We start from the raw sequence: 14,840 nt of genomic DNA, 5'->3' as shown, positions 1-14,840 counted from the left end.
ATTTATTATTGCTCTTTATATGCGGCGAGCTGAGATTATAAAAGGTAATATGCTATTGTTTTTTCACTGTAATATTTCCGTTATGTGTGTTTAATTTAATTACATTTTCTCCTTTTCCAATAACCGTATTTCCATTATATTTATCAAGGATATTCGCGCTGCCGTTGTCGACAGAAACATTAAATTGAACATTAGTTGGTTCTTTTTCGGTTTCAATATTAAGTTTCCCATTATGAGTCATAAAATTGAGATTTCGATCCAGTTCATTCGTTTTAAGAGTAAGACTTCCATTTTTAGTTTGCCCCTCTATTTCACCTTCAACATGGTCTAGCATTATTCGTCCGTTATTCGATTTCACATGAATATTTTGTGCCAATACATCTTTGAAATCCATAATTCCATTGTTTGCTTCTGCGATAATTTTTGGTGAATTGATTTCTCTTAATTCAACACGTCCATTGCTTGTATGGATATTAAAATGTGTTGCGTTTAGTTTTTTAGCAGCAACGTAGCCATTATTATTGGAAACTTTTAATGAATCATACTGTTTTTCGGGTAGATACACATTTAATGTTAATGGCGACATTATTTCAGAAATATTAAAGTTGAACCAGCTCTGTTGCTTTTCTTTGTAAGAAATGAGAAGCGTTGAATCTTTCTCATCCGTTGCTAATGTTCTTTTTACGTTAGGATTAATCTCGCCATCTAATTTCACTTTCAAGTTACTATCTGTTGTAGGATTGATGTTAACACGAACGTTATTCGTATCGATAATGACGCTTGACACATTATTATTATTAATGACCTTTTCTTCTGAAATTGGTACTGCAGCAATTGAACGATAAGTGAATAAACTTCCGATAATACCAATAATGAAAATAATACCTGCAATGATTGAAAGACTCTTTTTATTTATCATGCTTAAAACCACCTTTTACTAATGCTATATTGAACTTTAAATAACGAACAAATCCACTTTTTGCTAGCTTCGTTAAAAATAACATAGCAATAACAATGAAATATCCAAGTCCACAAAGTGCTAAAGAAATAAATAGATTAAATAGCAAGAATGTATTTGGATGTATAATAGTATCAACTAAAACAAGTAATGGTGCGCCTAAAAATGAGATACCTAGAACCCATCCTGAAAAAATCAATGCCGCTAATGTAATTGCAGGTCCAAGCACGATTAACAAATTGAAAAAACCTAATCCAATTACTGCCCAAATTGCCCGGAAAACATTTCCTGTTGTCGCACTTGTTGTTACTTTCTCAATATGATAATCTGCTAATAACTCTTTGGCGATTTGAGATGGAGAACCTAATGAAGCTGCAATTTCTTCTTCGCTTTTCCCTTCCTCTAATCCGAAAGTAAAATGTTCTTCATAATCTTTTAAAATATCTTCACGCTCTTTATCAGATAACCTTTTTAGAGATACATTTAATTGTTGTAAAAATTTATCTTTCGTCATTACATACACCTTCTTTAATTAATTGATTAACACCTTGTGAGAACTCATTCCATTCCTCCAAAAGTTGGTACAAATACGTTCTACCTTTATCCGTCAGTGTATAATATTTCCTTGAAGGCCCTTCTGAAGACTCCTGTAAATACGTTGTAAAATATTCTTCCTTAGTTAGCCTTCGAAGAAGAGGATAAACAGACCCTTCTGATATTTCAATTCGATTGGAAATATTTCGAACTAATTCATATCCATAACGGTCTTGCTTATCCAGTAAGACAAGAACACAAAGTTCTAAAACTCCTTTTTTAAATTGTACATTCAATATTCATTCACCCTATTCTAATTGATATCCACTACTGTTTATTATTTAGTACTGTTTTATAACGAATAACTACAAGTATAATATAACACTTGGTATTGTTCATTGCAAGGTACACTGGAAAAATAAGTATACCTCTCATCCGACGCTTATAAAATCAGAGTGATGGATGTTGCTCGCCAGTTACAAAGTTCTAAATGAAGTTGAAACAGCTCTTTTACAAAATGGAAAGAACTCAACTTTTTTACATAATGACGCTTTACCTACTATAATAAAAGAGAAAAACTCTTACTTTAATGGAGGGAATACAAATGAAAGCAATTGGTTTACATGAATACTTACCTATTGAAGAAGAAAACAGTTTAATTGATATTGAAGTTGAAAGACCTGTTGCTACAGGAAGAGATATACTTGTTAAAATTAACGCTATTTCCGTTAATCCAGTTGATACAAAAGTTCGCTCTCCGAAAGATAAAAAAGAAGATGTAGCGAAAATACTTGGCTGGGATGCTAGTGGTGTTGTCGTGCAAACTGGCGAAAGTTGTACGTTATTTAAAGAAGGCGATGAAGTTTTTTACGCTGGAAGCATTACGAGACAAGGTACATATAGTGAATATCATTTAGTTGATGAAAGAATTGTTGGTAAAAAACCAAAAACGTTAAGTGATGCTGAATCTGCAGCACTTCCTTTAACAGCTATTACAGCATGGGAAGGTTTATTTGAACGTTTAGGCATTGATTATAATAAGAAGGATACAAATACATTTAAAAACATTTTAATTATCGGCGGAGCTGGTGGTGTTGGCTCGATTGCAATTCAATTAGCAAAATGGGCTGGACTGAATGTAATCACAACTGCATCACGCAATGAAACGATACACTGGGCTGAAAAATTCGGTGCCGATTATATCATTAACCATCACCAACCTTTACAAGATCAAATATTAGAGTTTGGGCTAAAAGATGTAGATTATATTTTCTGCTTAAACAATACAGATCAACATTGGCAAGCAATATGTGATCTCATTAAACCACAAGGAAAAATTTGCTCTATCGTAGAAAATGAACACCCTCTTGAGATGGGGATTTTAAAAAGCAAAAGTGCTACATTCGTTTGGGAGTTTATGTTCACAAAAGCGATGTATGAAACTGGCGATATGATTACGCAGCACGAACTATTAAATAAAGTAAGTGAACTACTAGATGAAGGCATTTTAAAGACTACATTAAATGAAACATTCACACCAATTAACGCTGAAAACGTAAAGAAAGCACATGCCCTGCTTGAAAGCGGAAGTACAATTGGGAAAATCGTTTTAGAAAAGTTTTAATAACAAAAAGTCCGATTTCCAAATGAGAAATCGGACTTTTTATTATCTTTATTTACTTGAAATCTCTTGATCATTTGGAACATCTAACGGAGGTCGTTTCCCTATTCCGAAAGCATAGAAGCTAATTGTAACAATAGCTAAGAAAATAATACCTACAACTAGTGAAATACGCGTATCATCGTTAAACCACATTCCGATTAATACCATAATTAAAAAGGCAATCGTCAAATAGTTTGTAACAGGAGCAAATGGCATTTTGAATGGATGATCTTTCATCTCTGCCCCTTTTTCTTTTCTAAAATTAATTTGACTAATTAAAATGACGAACCATGGTACCATACCAGGCAGTACACTCGCACTATATACATATACGAACAAGTTTTTCGGTGCAATATAGCTTAATACAACACCAACCGCTAAACCGATAATTACGCCAACTGTACCGAATAAAGGTACACCATTTCCAGAAAGTTTCGTGAAATATTTCGGTGCTTGTCCATTTACACCTAACGTATAAAGCATACGGCCCGCACTATAAATACCACTATTACAACCCGACATCGCCGCTGTAATAACAACGAAGTTAATCAGTCCAGCTGCTGCCGTAATACCAACCTTCGCAAAAGTTGCTACGAACGGACTACCAATTGTACTTAATTGATCCCACGGATATACAGTTACAATAACGAAAATAGCACCAATATAGAAAATCAAAATACGCCAAATTGTACTTTGAATTGCTCTTGTAAGTGTCTTCTTCGGATTTTTCGCTTCACCAGCAGTAATACCAATTAATTCCACACCTTGGTATGCACCAACTACAAGTGATAATGCAAAGAAGAATCCTGAAAAACCACCTGTAAAGAAACCGCCATTTGACCAAAGATTAGATATGCCAATCGCTTCTCCACCGTTACCAATTCCAAAGAAAATAAGTCCAAATCCCGCAATAATCATTAATAGAATCGTAACGATTTTAATCATCGCAAACCAAAATTCAAATTCACCAAATGACTTAACAGAAATTAAGTTAGCTGTGCCAAGAATAACCATTGCGATTACGCCTGGTATCCACGCTGGTAAGTCTGGGAACCAATACTTCATATACGCTCCAACCGCAATAATTTCTGACATCCCAACGATAACCCACTGGAACCAGTTACTCCACGCTGTCATATAACCAGCTAACGGATGAATATACTTGTGACCGAACGTCGCAAACGAACCTGTACTTGGTTCCATATACAACATTTCACCCATCGCACGCATAATGAAGAAGATAAAAATACCCGCAATTGCATAGGCAAGCATTACTGACGGACCTGTCCATTTAATTGTGCTGGCTGACCCCATAAACAAGCCAACACCAATCGTTCCGCCTAAAGCGATCATTTGAATATGACGTGCTTCTAAGCCTCTTTTCAATTCTTTGTTTGCCACTTCACTTCCCCCTCTTAGATGATTCATAGCCGCATTTTAAAACAAGATGCTTTCCCCTAATTCCTTTCGGCCCTGAAAATGATGAAGCAAACGTCATTTTACACTAGCTTTAAAGCTATCCTAAAATCGTTTTTTGCCTCTTACAAAATTCCCAAAACCTTTCATCTTCCAATATTCTATAAATCTTAAAATTACTTACCTTATATTAATTCATTTATCTGAAAAGTTCAATTATTTTTCAATAAATCATTATACAGAATTCTGATTAATTTTTAACTAAATTAACAATAAAATACATCTATTCAATATGATTCCGGTATGAATATTATTACAGTATAAATAACCGAGGAGAGTATTTCTTCCTAGGTTTCACATCTCATGTACTTCAATCTTTATAGTTGATAACGTAATTTCCCACACGTCCGATTCATATACTAACCAGAAATTTAATATATTAATAAACTACTAATTTCTTTAGTCCAGCCCAATTTTAAGGTAGGAATCTTACTGCCTCAAAACAGCAGGATAAAATATAAAAGAGTCTCATTTTTAATGAGACTCTTTTACCATTTCATATTTAAATCATTTTTGAAGTTTGTTTACCTAAAATAAATACTTTAGTAAACACCATCATGATAACTACAATAGCCAGAAAATAAAGTGGCATCACCAGTAACGAGCCCGTATGAAGTTGACTCATTCCCCAAACTGTCATCGTTACAATTACATAGTACCCTAAGCTAAACAAAGCTCCGGCTGTACCAATGACATCTTGAAAATCTACTAATGCTAAACTTAAACAGTTAGGTAACGCTACTCCAATTCCTAATAGCAATATAAACATCGCTACTAAAAATACAATCATATATATTACATTCGGATTTGATCCAACAAACGTAATAACAGATAAAAGGATAGCTCCTCCTGTCATTACGAGACAACCGATATATATAATCTTCTCTGGTTTATACGTGGCAAGCAATCGTTTTGAAACTTTCGCTCCAATAATAGAAGCGGAAGCAACAACAATTCCTAGAAGTCCATACATACTAGGCGATAACTGAAAGTATTCAATAAAGATAAACGGCGCTTCTGCATAATAGCTAAATAAAACACCATTCGCTCCTCCAATTAATAACCCATATGTTACTACTTTCGGATTTGTAATCAGTCGTTTTAAAACAGAAAATACATTTATTTTATTCGTTACTGAGTCCGTTTTTGTTTCCGGAAGAGAAACAAACGTATACAGAAAAATCCCGATACTCATAACTACTAAACTTAAAAATACGATTTTAAATCCAAACATTTGATCAAGAAAGCCACCGATTAATGGTCCTATTGCTGGTGTAAAAGCAATGACTGCCGAGATTTGAGCAAACATAACATGCCTTTTATGCCCTTCTACACTTTCACGAAGAATCGTTTGTGTCACAACAGAGCCAGCACTTGCTCCAAACGCTTGAATAAAACGACTTAGCAATAAAACTTCAATGGAATTTGCAATAAAGCATAAGAAACTCCCAACGCCATATACGACAATTCCAAATAACATTGCCGGGCGACGGCCAATTATATCTGATAACCATCCAATAAAAAATACACCTAAAGCAAATCCAGCAAAATACACACTAAGTGTTAACTGTACCTCATTATTACTTACATGTAACGCCTTTGAAATATCAGGTAAAGACGGTGTGTAAATCGTTTCACTAATTTGCGGAAATGCGACAAGAATGATCATTAACAAAAGTGATGGTACTGAGACTTTTTTCATTTTTCATACCCTCCTATAACTTTGAAAATCTCAGAAATAAAAAGACTTTCCTTAGCTACGGAACAGGAGGGGCCATTATAGAAATCCGATCATAAAACAACAAAGAAAACACCTCAATTACTTATGTTAATACTTATAGGAGGGTAATATTAACATTGATTTTAATATATACTTTTTCAATTATATTACATATTGCGTTTCTTTTTCTAGTGTTGAGCCTTGGATGCTTTGTTAAAAAGATAACTTGAAGTTACCACCTTTTTATGGAATAATTAGAAATAGTTTGAATTTATAGATCTAATTATTAAGTGATAAACTAGCATATTTCTAATGTCGCAAAGCTTACAAACAGGAGGATTTTTATAGTGATTGAAATTTTAAGGACAGTAATAAATTTCCTGATTGCGCTATTCTCAGGAGAATTACCAATTGTATATTATGTGTGGATTATCGCTTTATTTATCATTCAAATAATCCAGGCTACTCTAAGCTATAAGCTCTTTAAAAAGAAAGTCAATTTCAGCACTTATATGTCAACAGAATTACTCGCTTTTATTATTCTATTGTTTGGCGGTATGTTAATATCTAAGTTACTTGCCTACATAATAGACGATCCTACTATTAGTATGACAAATGTAACACATTATTTTATTTCACTTATCATACTAACTATATTTGTCTCTATTGGCTTTATTAAAGACTTTTTACAAACATCTATCAATAATAAAAATATAGCTCTTTTTACCATTTTAGCAGTGTCCTTACTAGCTAGTATACTTTCATTCAAGTTTTTATCACCTTTCATTGCAGGTTCTTTTTCTCTTTCTAAATCTTTTATAACCACTTTAATTATTGTAGTACTGGGGTTAATTACTCTATTAATTTCTTTAGAGGAAAAGTATGCAGATGAAGAGTAATTCTTACATTCATAGTTTGAAATCGGTATTAATAAAAAATAACAGTCATTGAATCGAAAATTAAGCAGAAATGAGGAAATACAATTGAGCATTGAACAACAATTATATGATGCAGTGAAAAGTTTAATTGACCAAAGATATCCGCATAATTGGGGCGGAGCTGCAGCAATTCGTGTAGAAGATGGATCCATTTATACAAGTGTTGCCCCAGACGTAATAAATGCTTCAACAGAACTTTGTATGGAAACAGGTGCGATTTTAGAGGCACATAAATTTCATAAGAAAGTTACACATTCGATTTGTTTTGCAAGGGAAAATGAGCATTCTGAATTAAAAGTATTATCACCTTGTGGTGTATGCCAAGAACGTTTATTTTATTGGGGACCAGAAGTACTATGCGCCATTACAAATTCTAAACAAGATATTATTTTCAAACCGTTAAAAGAATTGCAGCCATACCATTGGAGCGAAGCATATCATGATGAATTCGCAAAAGAATGGAGTACGAGATAAAGTGAAATCTGCTCGCAAATAGCTAGAGAATAAAGATTATTCACTAAAAAAGCACCGTCACAAATGACGGTGCTTTTTCTATGTAAGAGCTACTAGAAGGTTCCCTTCTAGCCTACTCCCATTTATAAGTCCAAAATTGTTCAAGTTGCAGCCATTTTAATGTTGCTGCATCTTTGTTTTTAATTTTTGCGTGTGTTTCTTCTAGCATCGCTTCTGTTTGTGAACGATGCGCGCCTAGTGCAGCTAATTTATGCTCGAATACTTCACTAATATTATTTACAACATCCGGCTCACCTAATACAGCTTCGCGATTTCTCGTAATTGCAACTGCATGAATGACTGGACGTTCTTCTTTTGGCATACGTGATACAGCGCGAACAACTGCGCGGCCAAATGCATCATGATCTGGATGTACGCCGTGCTCTGGATAAAATGTAATAATTCGAGATGGATTTACTTCTTGAATGATTGCTTCAATTTTATCTGCAACGAAATCAACATCTTCAAATTCTAACGTTTTATCATGGAAACCAAGCATTCTTAAATCTTGAATTCCCATCGCTTCACATGCATCTTTTAATTCTTTTTCACGGATATTTGGAATCGTTTCACGGTTAGCGAATACGTTTTTCCCCATATTACGTCCCATTTGTCCTAAAGTACCGCACGCATACGTTACAGGTACTCCTTGATCTGTTAATAAGCGAATTGTTCCTCCCGCAGCAAATGCTTCATCATCTGGATGCGGAAATACAACAAGTACATGTCTCTCCATAAGTTTCCCTCCTTCTTACTTAAATGGTGTTAAGCTTAACTCAAGTGCAACTGCTAAGCGACCTTGATTATCGTGCCCTGCAAGTAATAAACGCTCTTTATCGTCTACTTCCCAGTGCGTAATACCTTCTGCATATACCCAGCCATGATCCATTTTTAAACCAACTCGGTATGGATTCGTTCCAGTAATCTTCCCGCGTTCAAAGTGAATAATTGCATTTCGAATGAATGCACCAACCGTCATCATCTTTTCGTTAAAGTGTGACGCATACGCTCCGTTCGTTGTTTCTAAATGAATATATACATCTTTATTTACAAAACGTTCAATTTCATTTTGAATAAGAGAACTATCTTTTACTATTTCCATCGGAATTCACCTCTTTAAACCATTTTACGCAAAAATAATGTAAATTGCTATCTCTATATTAGAGGACAACGCTCACTTTTCCTAATAATTTGCACTGTGTTTTTTATATGATATGTAAAAATCATATTTTTTCCTTCACTTTGTTAAATAGTTTTCTTTCTTTTTTGAATTTGCTACAATATATTTTATCCTGTATTTATGCAGCGAGATACATTTTGACAATTGAATACATACTTTAAAGAAGGTGACATGATTGGAACAATCAGCACATGAAGTAGCAAATTGGCAATATTATTTTGCAATTGCCGTATTTTTAATCACGTACGGATTTATTATTTCTGAGAAATTGAATCGTGCTGTAATCGCACTATTCGGCGCTGCTATTATGATTATTTTTGGAGTTGTAGATTTACATACTGCTTTCACATCACATATTCAATGGGAAACGATTACCCTTTTAATTGGGATGATGATTCTCGTACATATTACGAGTCAATCAGGCGTATTTGAATTTGTGGCCATTAAAGCAGCGAAGGCAGCTGGTGGAAAACCAATCCGCATTTTATTATTGCTATCCTTATTAACTGCTGTCGGTTCTGCCTTTTTGGACAACGTAACGACCGTTCTACTAATCGTTCCTGTTACACTGTCCATTACACGTATTTTAAAAGTAAACCCTGTTCCTTATTTGATTTCAGAAGTACTATTTTCAAATATAGGTGGAACAGCAACATTAATCGGTGATCCACCTAACATTATGATTGGATCAGCAAACAAGCATTTAGACTTTAATGCCTTTTTACTAAACTTAGCTCCAATCGTAATCATTATCTCTATCGTTACACTTGGTATTATTTACTTTATGTATCGCAACAAACTAAAAACAACAACTGAGCAAATTAAAATATTAATGGCATTGAACGAAAAAGATTATATTAAAGATCAAAGCCTCCTTTTAAAATCCATTTCAATTTTAGGGCTAACTATTTTAGGCTTTGTACTTCATTCGATTATTCATGTAGACGCTGCGGTTATCGCGATGACAGGCGCTACACTTCTTATGCTAATCGGAGTAAAAGAACATGATATTGAAGATGTATTTGCCCACGTTGAATGGGTAACCATTTTCTTCTTCGCTGGACTATTCGTTCTCGTTGGCGGGTTAATTGATATCGGGCTTATTTCTTCACTTGCAAAAGAAGTACTTGACGTAACAAATGGCGATATCGGTTTCGCTGCGGTACTTATTTTATGGGTATCAGGCATTGCATCTGCGACAATTGACAATATCCCCTTTGTCGCAACGATGATCCCACTTATTCAAGATTTAGCTACAGGGCTCGGACTATCTGTCGACTCTCCACAAATCGAAGTACTATGGTGGGCGTTATCACTTGGAGCTTGCTTAGGAGGAAACGGAACATTAATTGGAGCATCCGCAAACGTAGTCGTTGCTGGTATTGCAAAACGTGAAGGACATGGATTCTCGTATATGGACTTCTTAAAAATCGGGTTACCGTTAACAATCATTGCATTACTATTATCACACGCTTATATATATTTGCGTTATTTAATGTAAAAGTTGTAGTGTGTGAAATTATATCGACGATGCGACAGAGAATATCGACTTACCGACAAATAACGACAACGAAAAAGGTATGCAGCTCTAAATTGCATACCTTTTTTTCGTTCACCAAAATATACCGATAATTGCTAATCCACCTAAAATCATACCACCAATTTGTCCGATGATTGTTGGTGATAATTGAACACCCTTTCGCACTTCAACAACCGGTCTTTCGTGCCTTAGTTGCTGCACTTCACTTTGCAGTTGATGTACACTTCCGTGTAATTCTTTAATAAGTTCCTTTAATTCAGCGACTTCTTCATTTACTGGTTTTGCTTTGTCTAAATTCATTTTGCATGACTCCTTATAAGTTCAATCAGTACATTGTAAAAATTCGCCAATTATTATTATATCTCCTGCATACTACATATATAATTTCGAATGTACTTTCTAACCTTGCAGCTCTATCCATTCATCCCTTAATATCCCCATAATGATACGATCAAAACACTTCCCATCTCTTTGAACTGCTTCTCTCATACAACCTTCCATCTGAAAACCCATCTTTTTATACAACTCAATAGCAGCTTTATTATAAGAAATAACATCCAGACCGACGCGGCGCAAATTCAATTCATAGAAAGCATATTTTAAGATAAGATGGATCGCTTCTCTTCCATATCCCTTCCCTCTATCATTTGCATCTCCTATACCAATGGCTAATAAACCCATTCTGTTATTCCACTCTATGCCATGAATTGCAACAAAACCAATTAAGCGATCATCTTGAACTGTCCTTACCATGAAAGAAACACTATTCGATCTCCTTCCCTTTAGTAGACCATCACTTGCTATTTCCTGTAAAGATTGCGGGAATGCTATATCTGTATCGACGTTTCTTAAATACTCACTATCTTCTTGCCATTTAGCCATTACTTCAGCGTCGTTTTCTCTCATAACTGATAATTTAATCGTTTTATTTTGAAAAAGATTCATTGTCATTTCAAACTCCCCCTTTTTTTAATAACGGGGATAATGATTAGCCTATTTATCCCCTAGTTTCATAAACTGCTTTATAAACGGGATACATACAATAAGCGCTGACATTGGCATATCTCCTCTGCATTAAATTAAATTTATTGTATAATTTTTTATTTATTCTAACAATAAAAAAGACCCTCAAAATTTAGAGGATCTTCCTAACATCGAATCGATATTATTTCGTAAACATTTTCTCCGCTTCATCCATTGCCATTTTGTTACCTAAAGCAGAATAGTCAAGCCATGGTTGGTCATTAATAATGTATACATGCTTGCCTTTAACAGCTTTTAAGTCTTTCCAGATTAGTGTTTCTTGAAGTTTTTTAAATGCAGCTTTTGCCTTATCATCTCTATTTACAACAACAAATATAGCACCTGCATCAAAGTCAGGTAATACTTCTTGTGAAATGACTTCGAAAGGACGGTTTCCATCGATTTTCTCTACACCATTTGCAGGTTGTAATCCTAAGTCTTGGAATAAAATTGGTCCCATAGGTCTTTTCGTACTAAATACACGTAATTCTTTTGCAGTAACGCGAATTGCCATTACTTTTTCATTATTACCTAGCTCTTTATCGATTAAACTTTTTACTCTCTTTGATTGCTCTTCGTAATCTTGAATATATGTATCCGCTTCTTTCTCACGGTTTACAAGTTTACCAACTTGTTTTAAATGGTCTCTCCACGTACCTTCATCTAAATTGAAAGTATGCGTTTTTGCAATTTTTTCGTATTTCGCTACATCTTTACCCGCGTATTTTTCATCCACATAAATTTCAGTAGGCTTTAATTGAAGTAATGCTTCCATATTCGGATCAGTTATAACACCAAGTTTTTTCGTATCTTTCAGTTGTTCTTTTGCATGCGGTAAGAAATCTTTTAAATCTCCACCAATTACAGAACCTACTGGTGTAATTCCTAATGCAAGTAAATCATTTGTTAAATGAATAGACATTGAAGCAATTTTTGGGTCATTACTTTTTTCCGTTTTTTTCGTTGCCTCTTCATTAGATTTCGTTTGACCACATGCTGCTAATACTAAAATACACATGATGCTAAATAAAATAGTAAGTTTCTTTTTCATATGTTCTCCTCTTTGAAGTATTTATTTTGTTTTTGTAAGTAAATAAAGAAAATACGGTGCTCCTAATGCGGCCACTACTACACCAGCCGGAATAGAGTTTGGCTCAAATATAGAACGACCTATCGTATCTGCTAGTACTAAAATAATCATTCCGATAATGCCAGCTAGTGGAAGGAAATGTTGATACGTAGTACCTACTAACTTTCTTGCGATATGCGGAGCAACTAAACCGATAAAACCGATCCCTCCTGCCATCGATACACTCGCGCAAGATAATCCAACCGCTGTAGCTAAAAGGAGTAACCGTTCTTTTTGAACAGAAACACCAAGTCCTGCTGCCACACTATCACCTAGTGACAATGCATTTAACGTTTTAGATTTTAGCCATGCATACGGAGTTAGTATGAAAATCCAAGGTAATAATGCAAGGACATGAATCCAATCCCTTCCCCACACGTTACCAACTAACCATCTGGAAGCGAATGTATATGTCTCATCATTTAACTTGAGAGAGAAAAATAACGAAATCGCACTAAATCCAGCTGAAACAGCAATACCAACGAGAATAAGTCTAATAGGAAGTAAACCTTTTGACCGATCACTCGCAAGTAAAATAATAAGAAATGCAGCTAATACTCCTCCGCCAAATGTAAATAACGGTATTAAAATAGATGCACTCTCATTAATAGAATGAAAGAAAGTAACAAATACGATAAGACCGAAAGACGCACCGGAATGTAATCCTAAAATACCAGGGTCTGCAAGTGCATTACGTGATAATCCTTGCAAAATCGCACCGGAAATCCCAAGGCCAATGCCAGCTAACATTGTGATTATAATTCTTGGCATACGATAATCGTATAGTACGGTTGCACTTTCAAAATCACCATAACCGAAAAGCGTTTGAATTACTTTGATCGGTGCAATGCTAAGTGTCCCTGTATTTAAGCCAAGCAAAATGACAGCGATACCAATACAACCAAATATTGTAGTTACAGTAACGGCTCTCTTTTTATCCGTGTTTAAAATCTTCTTCACTTACAACTCTCTCCCAACTTTACGTGCTATATAGAGGAAGAACGGAACTCCAACAAGAGCTACCATAATCCCTATCGCGAGTTCTTTAGGAGGATTTACTGTTCTTGCCCCTAAGTCAGCTAAAACTAATAACATAGCTCCTAAAAATGCTGACATAGGAATAATGAGTCTATAATTAACACCAACTAATTTTCTAGCAATGTGCGGGATAACGAGTCCTACAAATCCAATAGAGCCAACAGCTGAAACAGATACGCCTGCAAGAATGACTACTGTAATCATCCCTAGTATTCTCGTACGGTTCGTTTTTACTCCTAAATTCGTAGCAACATCATCCCCCATTGATATGAGTGAAATAGACCGCCCTAACACTGTCGCAAAAACAATCGTTATAATAATAATAGGAACTAAAAATTTCAAGTGTTCCCACTTAACCCCTGCAACACCACCAGCGTACCAAAACGCTAAATCTTGACTTAAGTCATAATAAATTGCAACACCTGAACTTAACGAATGTAAAAGTGCTGCCATAACTGCCCCAGCGATCGTTAACCTCATCGGTGTTAATCCGCCTGATGTGGCCGATCCGATAATAAAAATGAGTACTGTACTTAAAACCGCTCCAATAAAAGAGACAATCATTAAATAGGAATATGGCATATGCGGAAAAAAGGCAAAACTAAGTGCTACTACAAACATCGCACCTGCATTTATGCCAAGCACACCTGCATCAGCTAAAGGATTTCGTGTTACTCCTTGCATAACAGCCCCAGCGACCGCAAAAGCTGCTCCTACAACTGCTGCTCCAATTACCCTTGGGAGCCTTAATTCATATATAATTTGGTGCTGCGTTAATTTCGGATTATAATCAAAAACCGCTGTCCATACGGTTTGCAAATGGATATCCTTTGCACCGAATGCAATAGCTAAGAATATAGATCCGATTAAACATAAAATTGATAAGTTCATGAAACATATGAACTTAATATGTTTCATGAGCTTATTGCCAGCATGTACAGCAGACTTATGTAACATGTTTCATTTCATCCTTTATATTCAGTTGTTTTTTATAATTATTTTTAATTTATAATTATTATTGATAACAATTATCATTTTCATTTAGAAATTATATCCCCACTTTTTTAAAATAGCAAACTATTTTTTTAATTTGTTAAATATTAAAATACTTATTACAATTCCTTTCTA

At 34.8% G+C, this 14,840-nt stretch carries 16 protein-coding genes; 4 read left to right on the top strand and 12 right to left on the bottom strand.

The window, feature by feature from the left end; all coding sequences use genetic code 11:
* Window positions 1-52: 52 nt before the first annotated feature.
* The 3 genes from QCI46_RS10335 to QCI46_RS10325 are packed head-to-tail and all read right to left on the bottom strand — an operon-like array spanning window position 53 to window position 1,788.
* Window positions 53-919, bottom strand: a complete 867-nt coding sequence (locus QCI46_RS10335; RefSeq protein WP_353840151.1) for a DUF4097 family beta strand repeat-containing protein — start codon at window positions 917-919, stop codon at window positions 53-55.
* Window positions 909-1,472 (bottom strand): HAAS signaling domain-containing protein, encoded by a 564-nt coding sequence (locus QCI46_RS10330; RefSeq protein WP_353840150.1) that lies wholly within the window; start codon window positions 1,470-1,472, stop codon window positions 909-911. Before QCI46_RS10330 ends, QCI46_RS10335 begins: the two co-directional genes overlap by 11 nt.
* On the bottom strand, window positions 1,459-1,788 hold the full coding sequence (locus tag QCI46_RS10325) for a PadR family transcriptional regulator (RefSeq protein ID WP_353840149.1): 330 nt from the start codon (window positions 1,786-1,788) through the stop codon (window positions 1,459-1,461). The genes QCI46_RS10330 and QCI46_RS10325 overlap by 14 nt, the downstream gene beginning before the upstream one ends.
* A 308-nt stretch (window positions 1,789-2,096) precedes the next feature.
* On the opposite strand from QCI46_RS10325, the gene QCI46_RS10320 reads away from it, so the two are divergent.
* Window positions 2,097-3,116 (top strand): zinc-binding alcohol dehydrogenase family protein, encoded by a 1,020-nt coding sequence (locus tag QCI46_RS10320; RefSeq protein ID WP_353840148.1) that lies wholly within the window; start codon window positions 2,097-2,099, stop codon window positions 3,114-3,116.
* Between the two features lie 48 nt (window positions 3,117-3,164).
* Here QCI46_RS10320 and QCI46_RS10315 read toward each other — a convergent pair whose 3' ends face one another.
* Window positions 3,165-4,556, bottom strand: a complete 1,392-nt coding sequence (locus QCI46_RS10315; protein WP_353840147.1) for an amino acid permease — start codon at window positions 4,554-4,556, stop codon at window positions 3,165-3,167.
* A 577-nt stretch (window positions 4,557-5,133) separates the two neighbouring features.
* A complete protein-coding gene (locus QCI46_RS10310; protein ID WP_353840146.1) occupies window positions 5,134-6,333 on the bottom strand; it encodes a multidrug effflux MFS transporter in 1,200 nt (399 codons plus the stop codon).
* 365 nt (window positions 6,334-6,698) lie between these two features.
* Here QCI46_RS10310 and QCI46_RS10305 point away from each other — a divergent pair, with 365 nt between their 5' ends.
* Both QCI46_RS10305 and QCI46_RS10300 read left to right on the top strand, forming a co-directional pair.
* Window positions 6,699-7,250 carry a DUF5823 family protein gene (locus tag QCI46_RS10305; RefSeq protein ID WP_353840145.1) on the top strand — a complete coding sequence of 184 codons (552 nt, stop codon included), beginning with the start codon at window positions 6,699-6,701 and terminating at the stop codon, window positions 7,248-7,250.
* An 84-nt stretch (window positions 7,251-7,334) separates the two neighbouring features.
* Window positions 7,335-7,763, top strand: coding sequence for a cytidine deaminase (locus tag QCI46_RS10300; protein WP_353840143.1), 429 nt, complete (start codon window positions 7,335-7,337; stop codon window positions 7,761-7,763).
* Between the two features lie 112 nt (window positions 7,764-7,875).
* Here the strand turns inward: QCI46_RS10300 and bshB2 are convergent, their stop codons facing one another.
* On the bottom strand, window positions 7,876-8,538 hold the full coding sequence (bshB2, locus tag QCI46_RS10295; RefSeq protein WP_000439466.1) for a bacillithiol biosynthesis deacetylase BshB2: 663 nt from the start codon (window positions 8,536-8,538) through the stop codon (window positions 7,876-7,878).
* Between the two features lie 15 nt (window positions 8,539-8,553).
* Complete coding sequence (locus QCI46_RS10290) at window positions 8,554-8,904, bottom strand: YojF family protein (RefSeq protein ID WP_128282332.1); 351 nt, start codon at window positions 8,902-8,904, stop codon at window positions 8,554-8,556.
* 253 nt (window positions 8,905-9,157) lie between these two features.
* Here QCI46_RS10290 and QCI46_RS10285 point away from each other — a divergent pair, with 253 nt between their 5' ends.
* A complete protein-coding gene (locus QCI46_RS10285) occupies window positions 9,158-10,483 on the top strand; it encodes an ArsB/NhaD family transporter (RefSeq protein ID WP_353840142.1) in 1,326 nt (441 codons plus the stop codon).
* Window positions 10,484-10,594: 111 nt separating this feature from the next.
* Here QCI46_RS10285 and QCI46_RS10280 read toward each other — a convergent pair whose 3' ends face one another.
* The 5 genes from QCI46_RS10280 to QCI46_RS10260 all read right to left on the bottom strand — a co-directional run bounded on the left by QCI46_RS10280 (window position 10,595) and on the right by QCI46_RS10260 (window position 14,669).
* A complete protein-coding gene (locus QCI46_RS10280) occupies window positions 10,595-10,822 on the bottom strand; it encodes a coiled-coil domain-containing protein (protein WP_166703237.1) in 228 nt (75 codons plus the stop codon).
* A 99-nt stretch (window positions 10,823-10,921) separates the two neighbouring features.
* Window positions 10,922-11,473, bottom strand: a complete 552-nt coding sequence (locus QCI46_RS10275) for a GNAT family N-acetyltransferase (RefSeq protein ID WP_353840141.1) — start codon at window positions 11,471-11,473, stop codon at window positions 10,922-10,924.
* A gap of 214 nt (window positions 11,474-11,687) precedes the next feature.
* Window positions 11,688-12,596 carry an iron-hydroxamate ABC transporter substrate-binding protein gene (locus QCI46_RS10270; protein ID WP_353840140.1) on the bottom strand — a complete coding sequence of 303 codons (909 nt, stop codon included), beginning with the start codon at window positions 12,594-12,596 and terminating at the stop codon, window positions 11,688-11,690.
* 21 nt (window positions 12,597-12,617) lie between these two features.
* On the bottom strand, window positions 12,618-13,634 hold the full coding sequence (locus QCI46_RS10265; RefSeq protein ID WP_353840139.1) for a FecCD family ABC transporter permease: 1,017 nt from the start codon (window positions 13,632-13,634) through the stop codon (window positions 12,618-12,620).
* Complete coding sequence (locus QCI46_RS10260; protein WP_353840138.1) at window positions 13,635-14,669, bottom strand: FecCD family ABC transporter permease; 1,035 nt, start codon at window positions 14,667-14,669, stop codon at window positions 13,635-13,637.
* Between the last annotated feature and the right edge of the window lie 171 nt (window positions 14,670-14,840).

The organism is Bacillus cereus group sp. RP32, from assembly GCF_040459735.1.
Classification (GTDB): domain Bacteria; phylum Bacillota; class Bacilli; order Bacillales; family Bacillaceae_G; genus Bacillus_A; species Bacillus_A wiedmannii.
The sequence above is the reverse complement of the archived record's forward strand: the minus strand, read 5'-3'. Positions and strand labels throughout refer to the sequence as shown.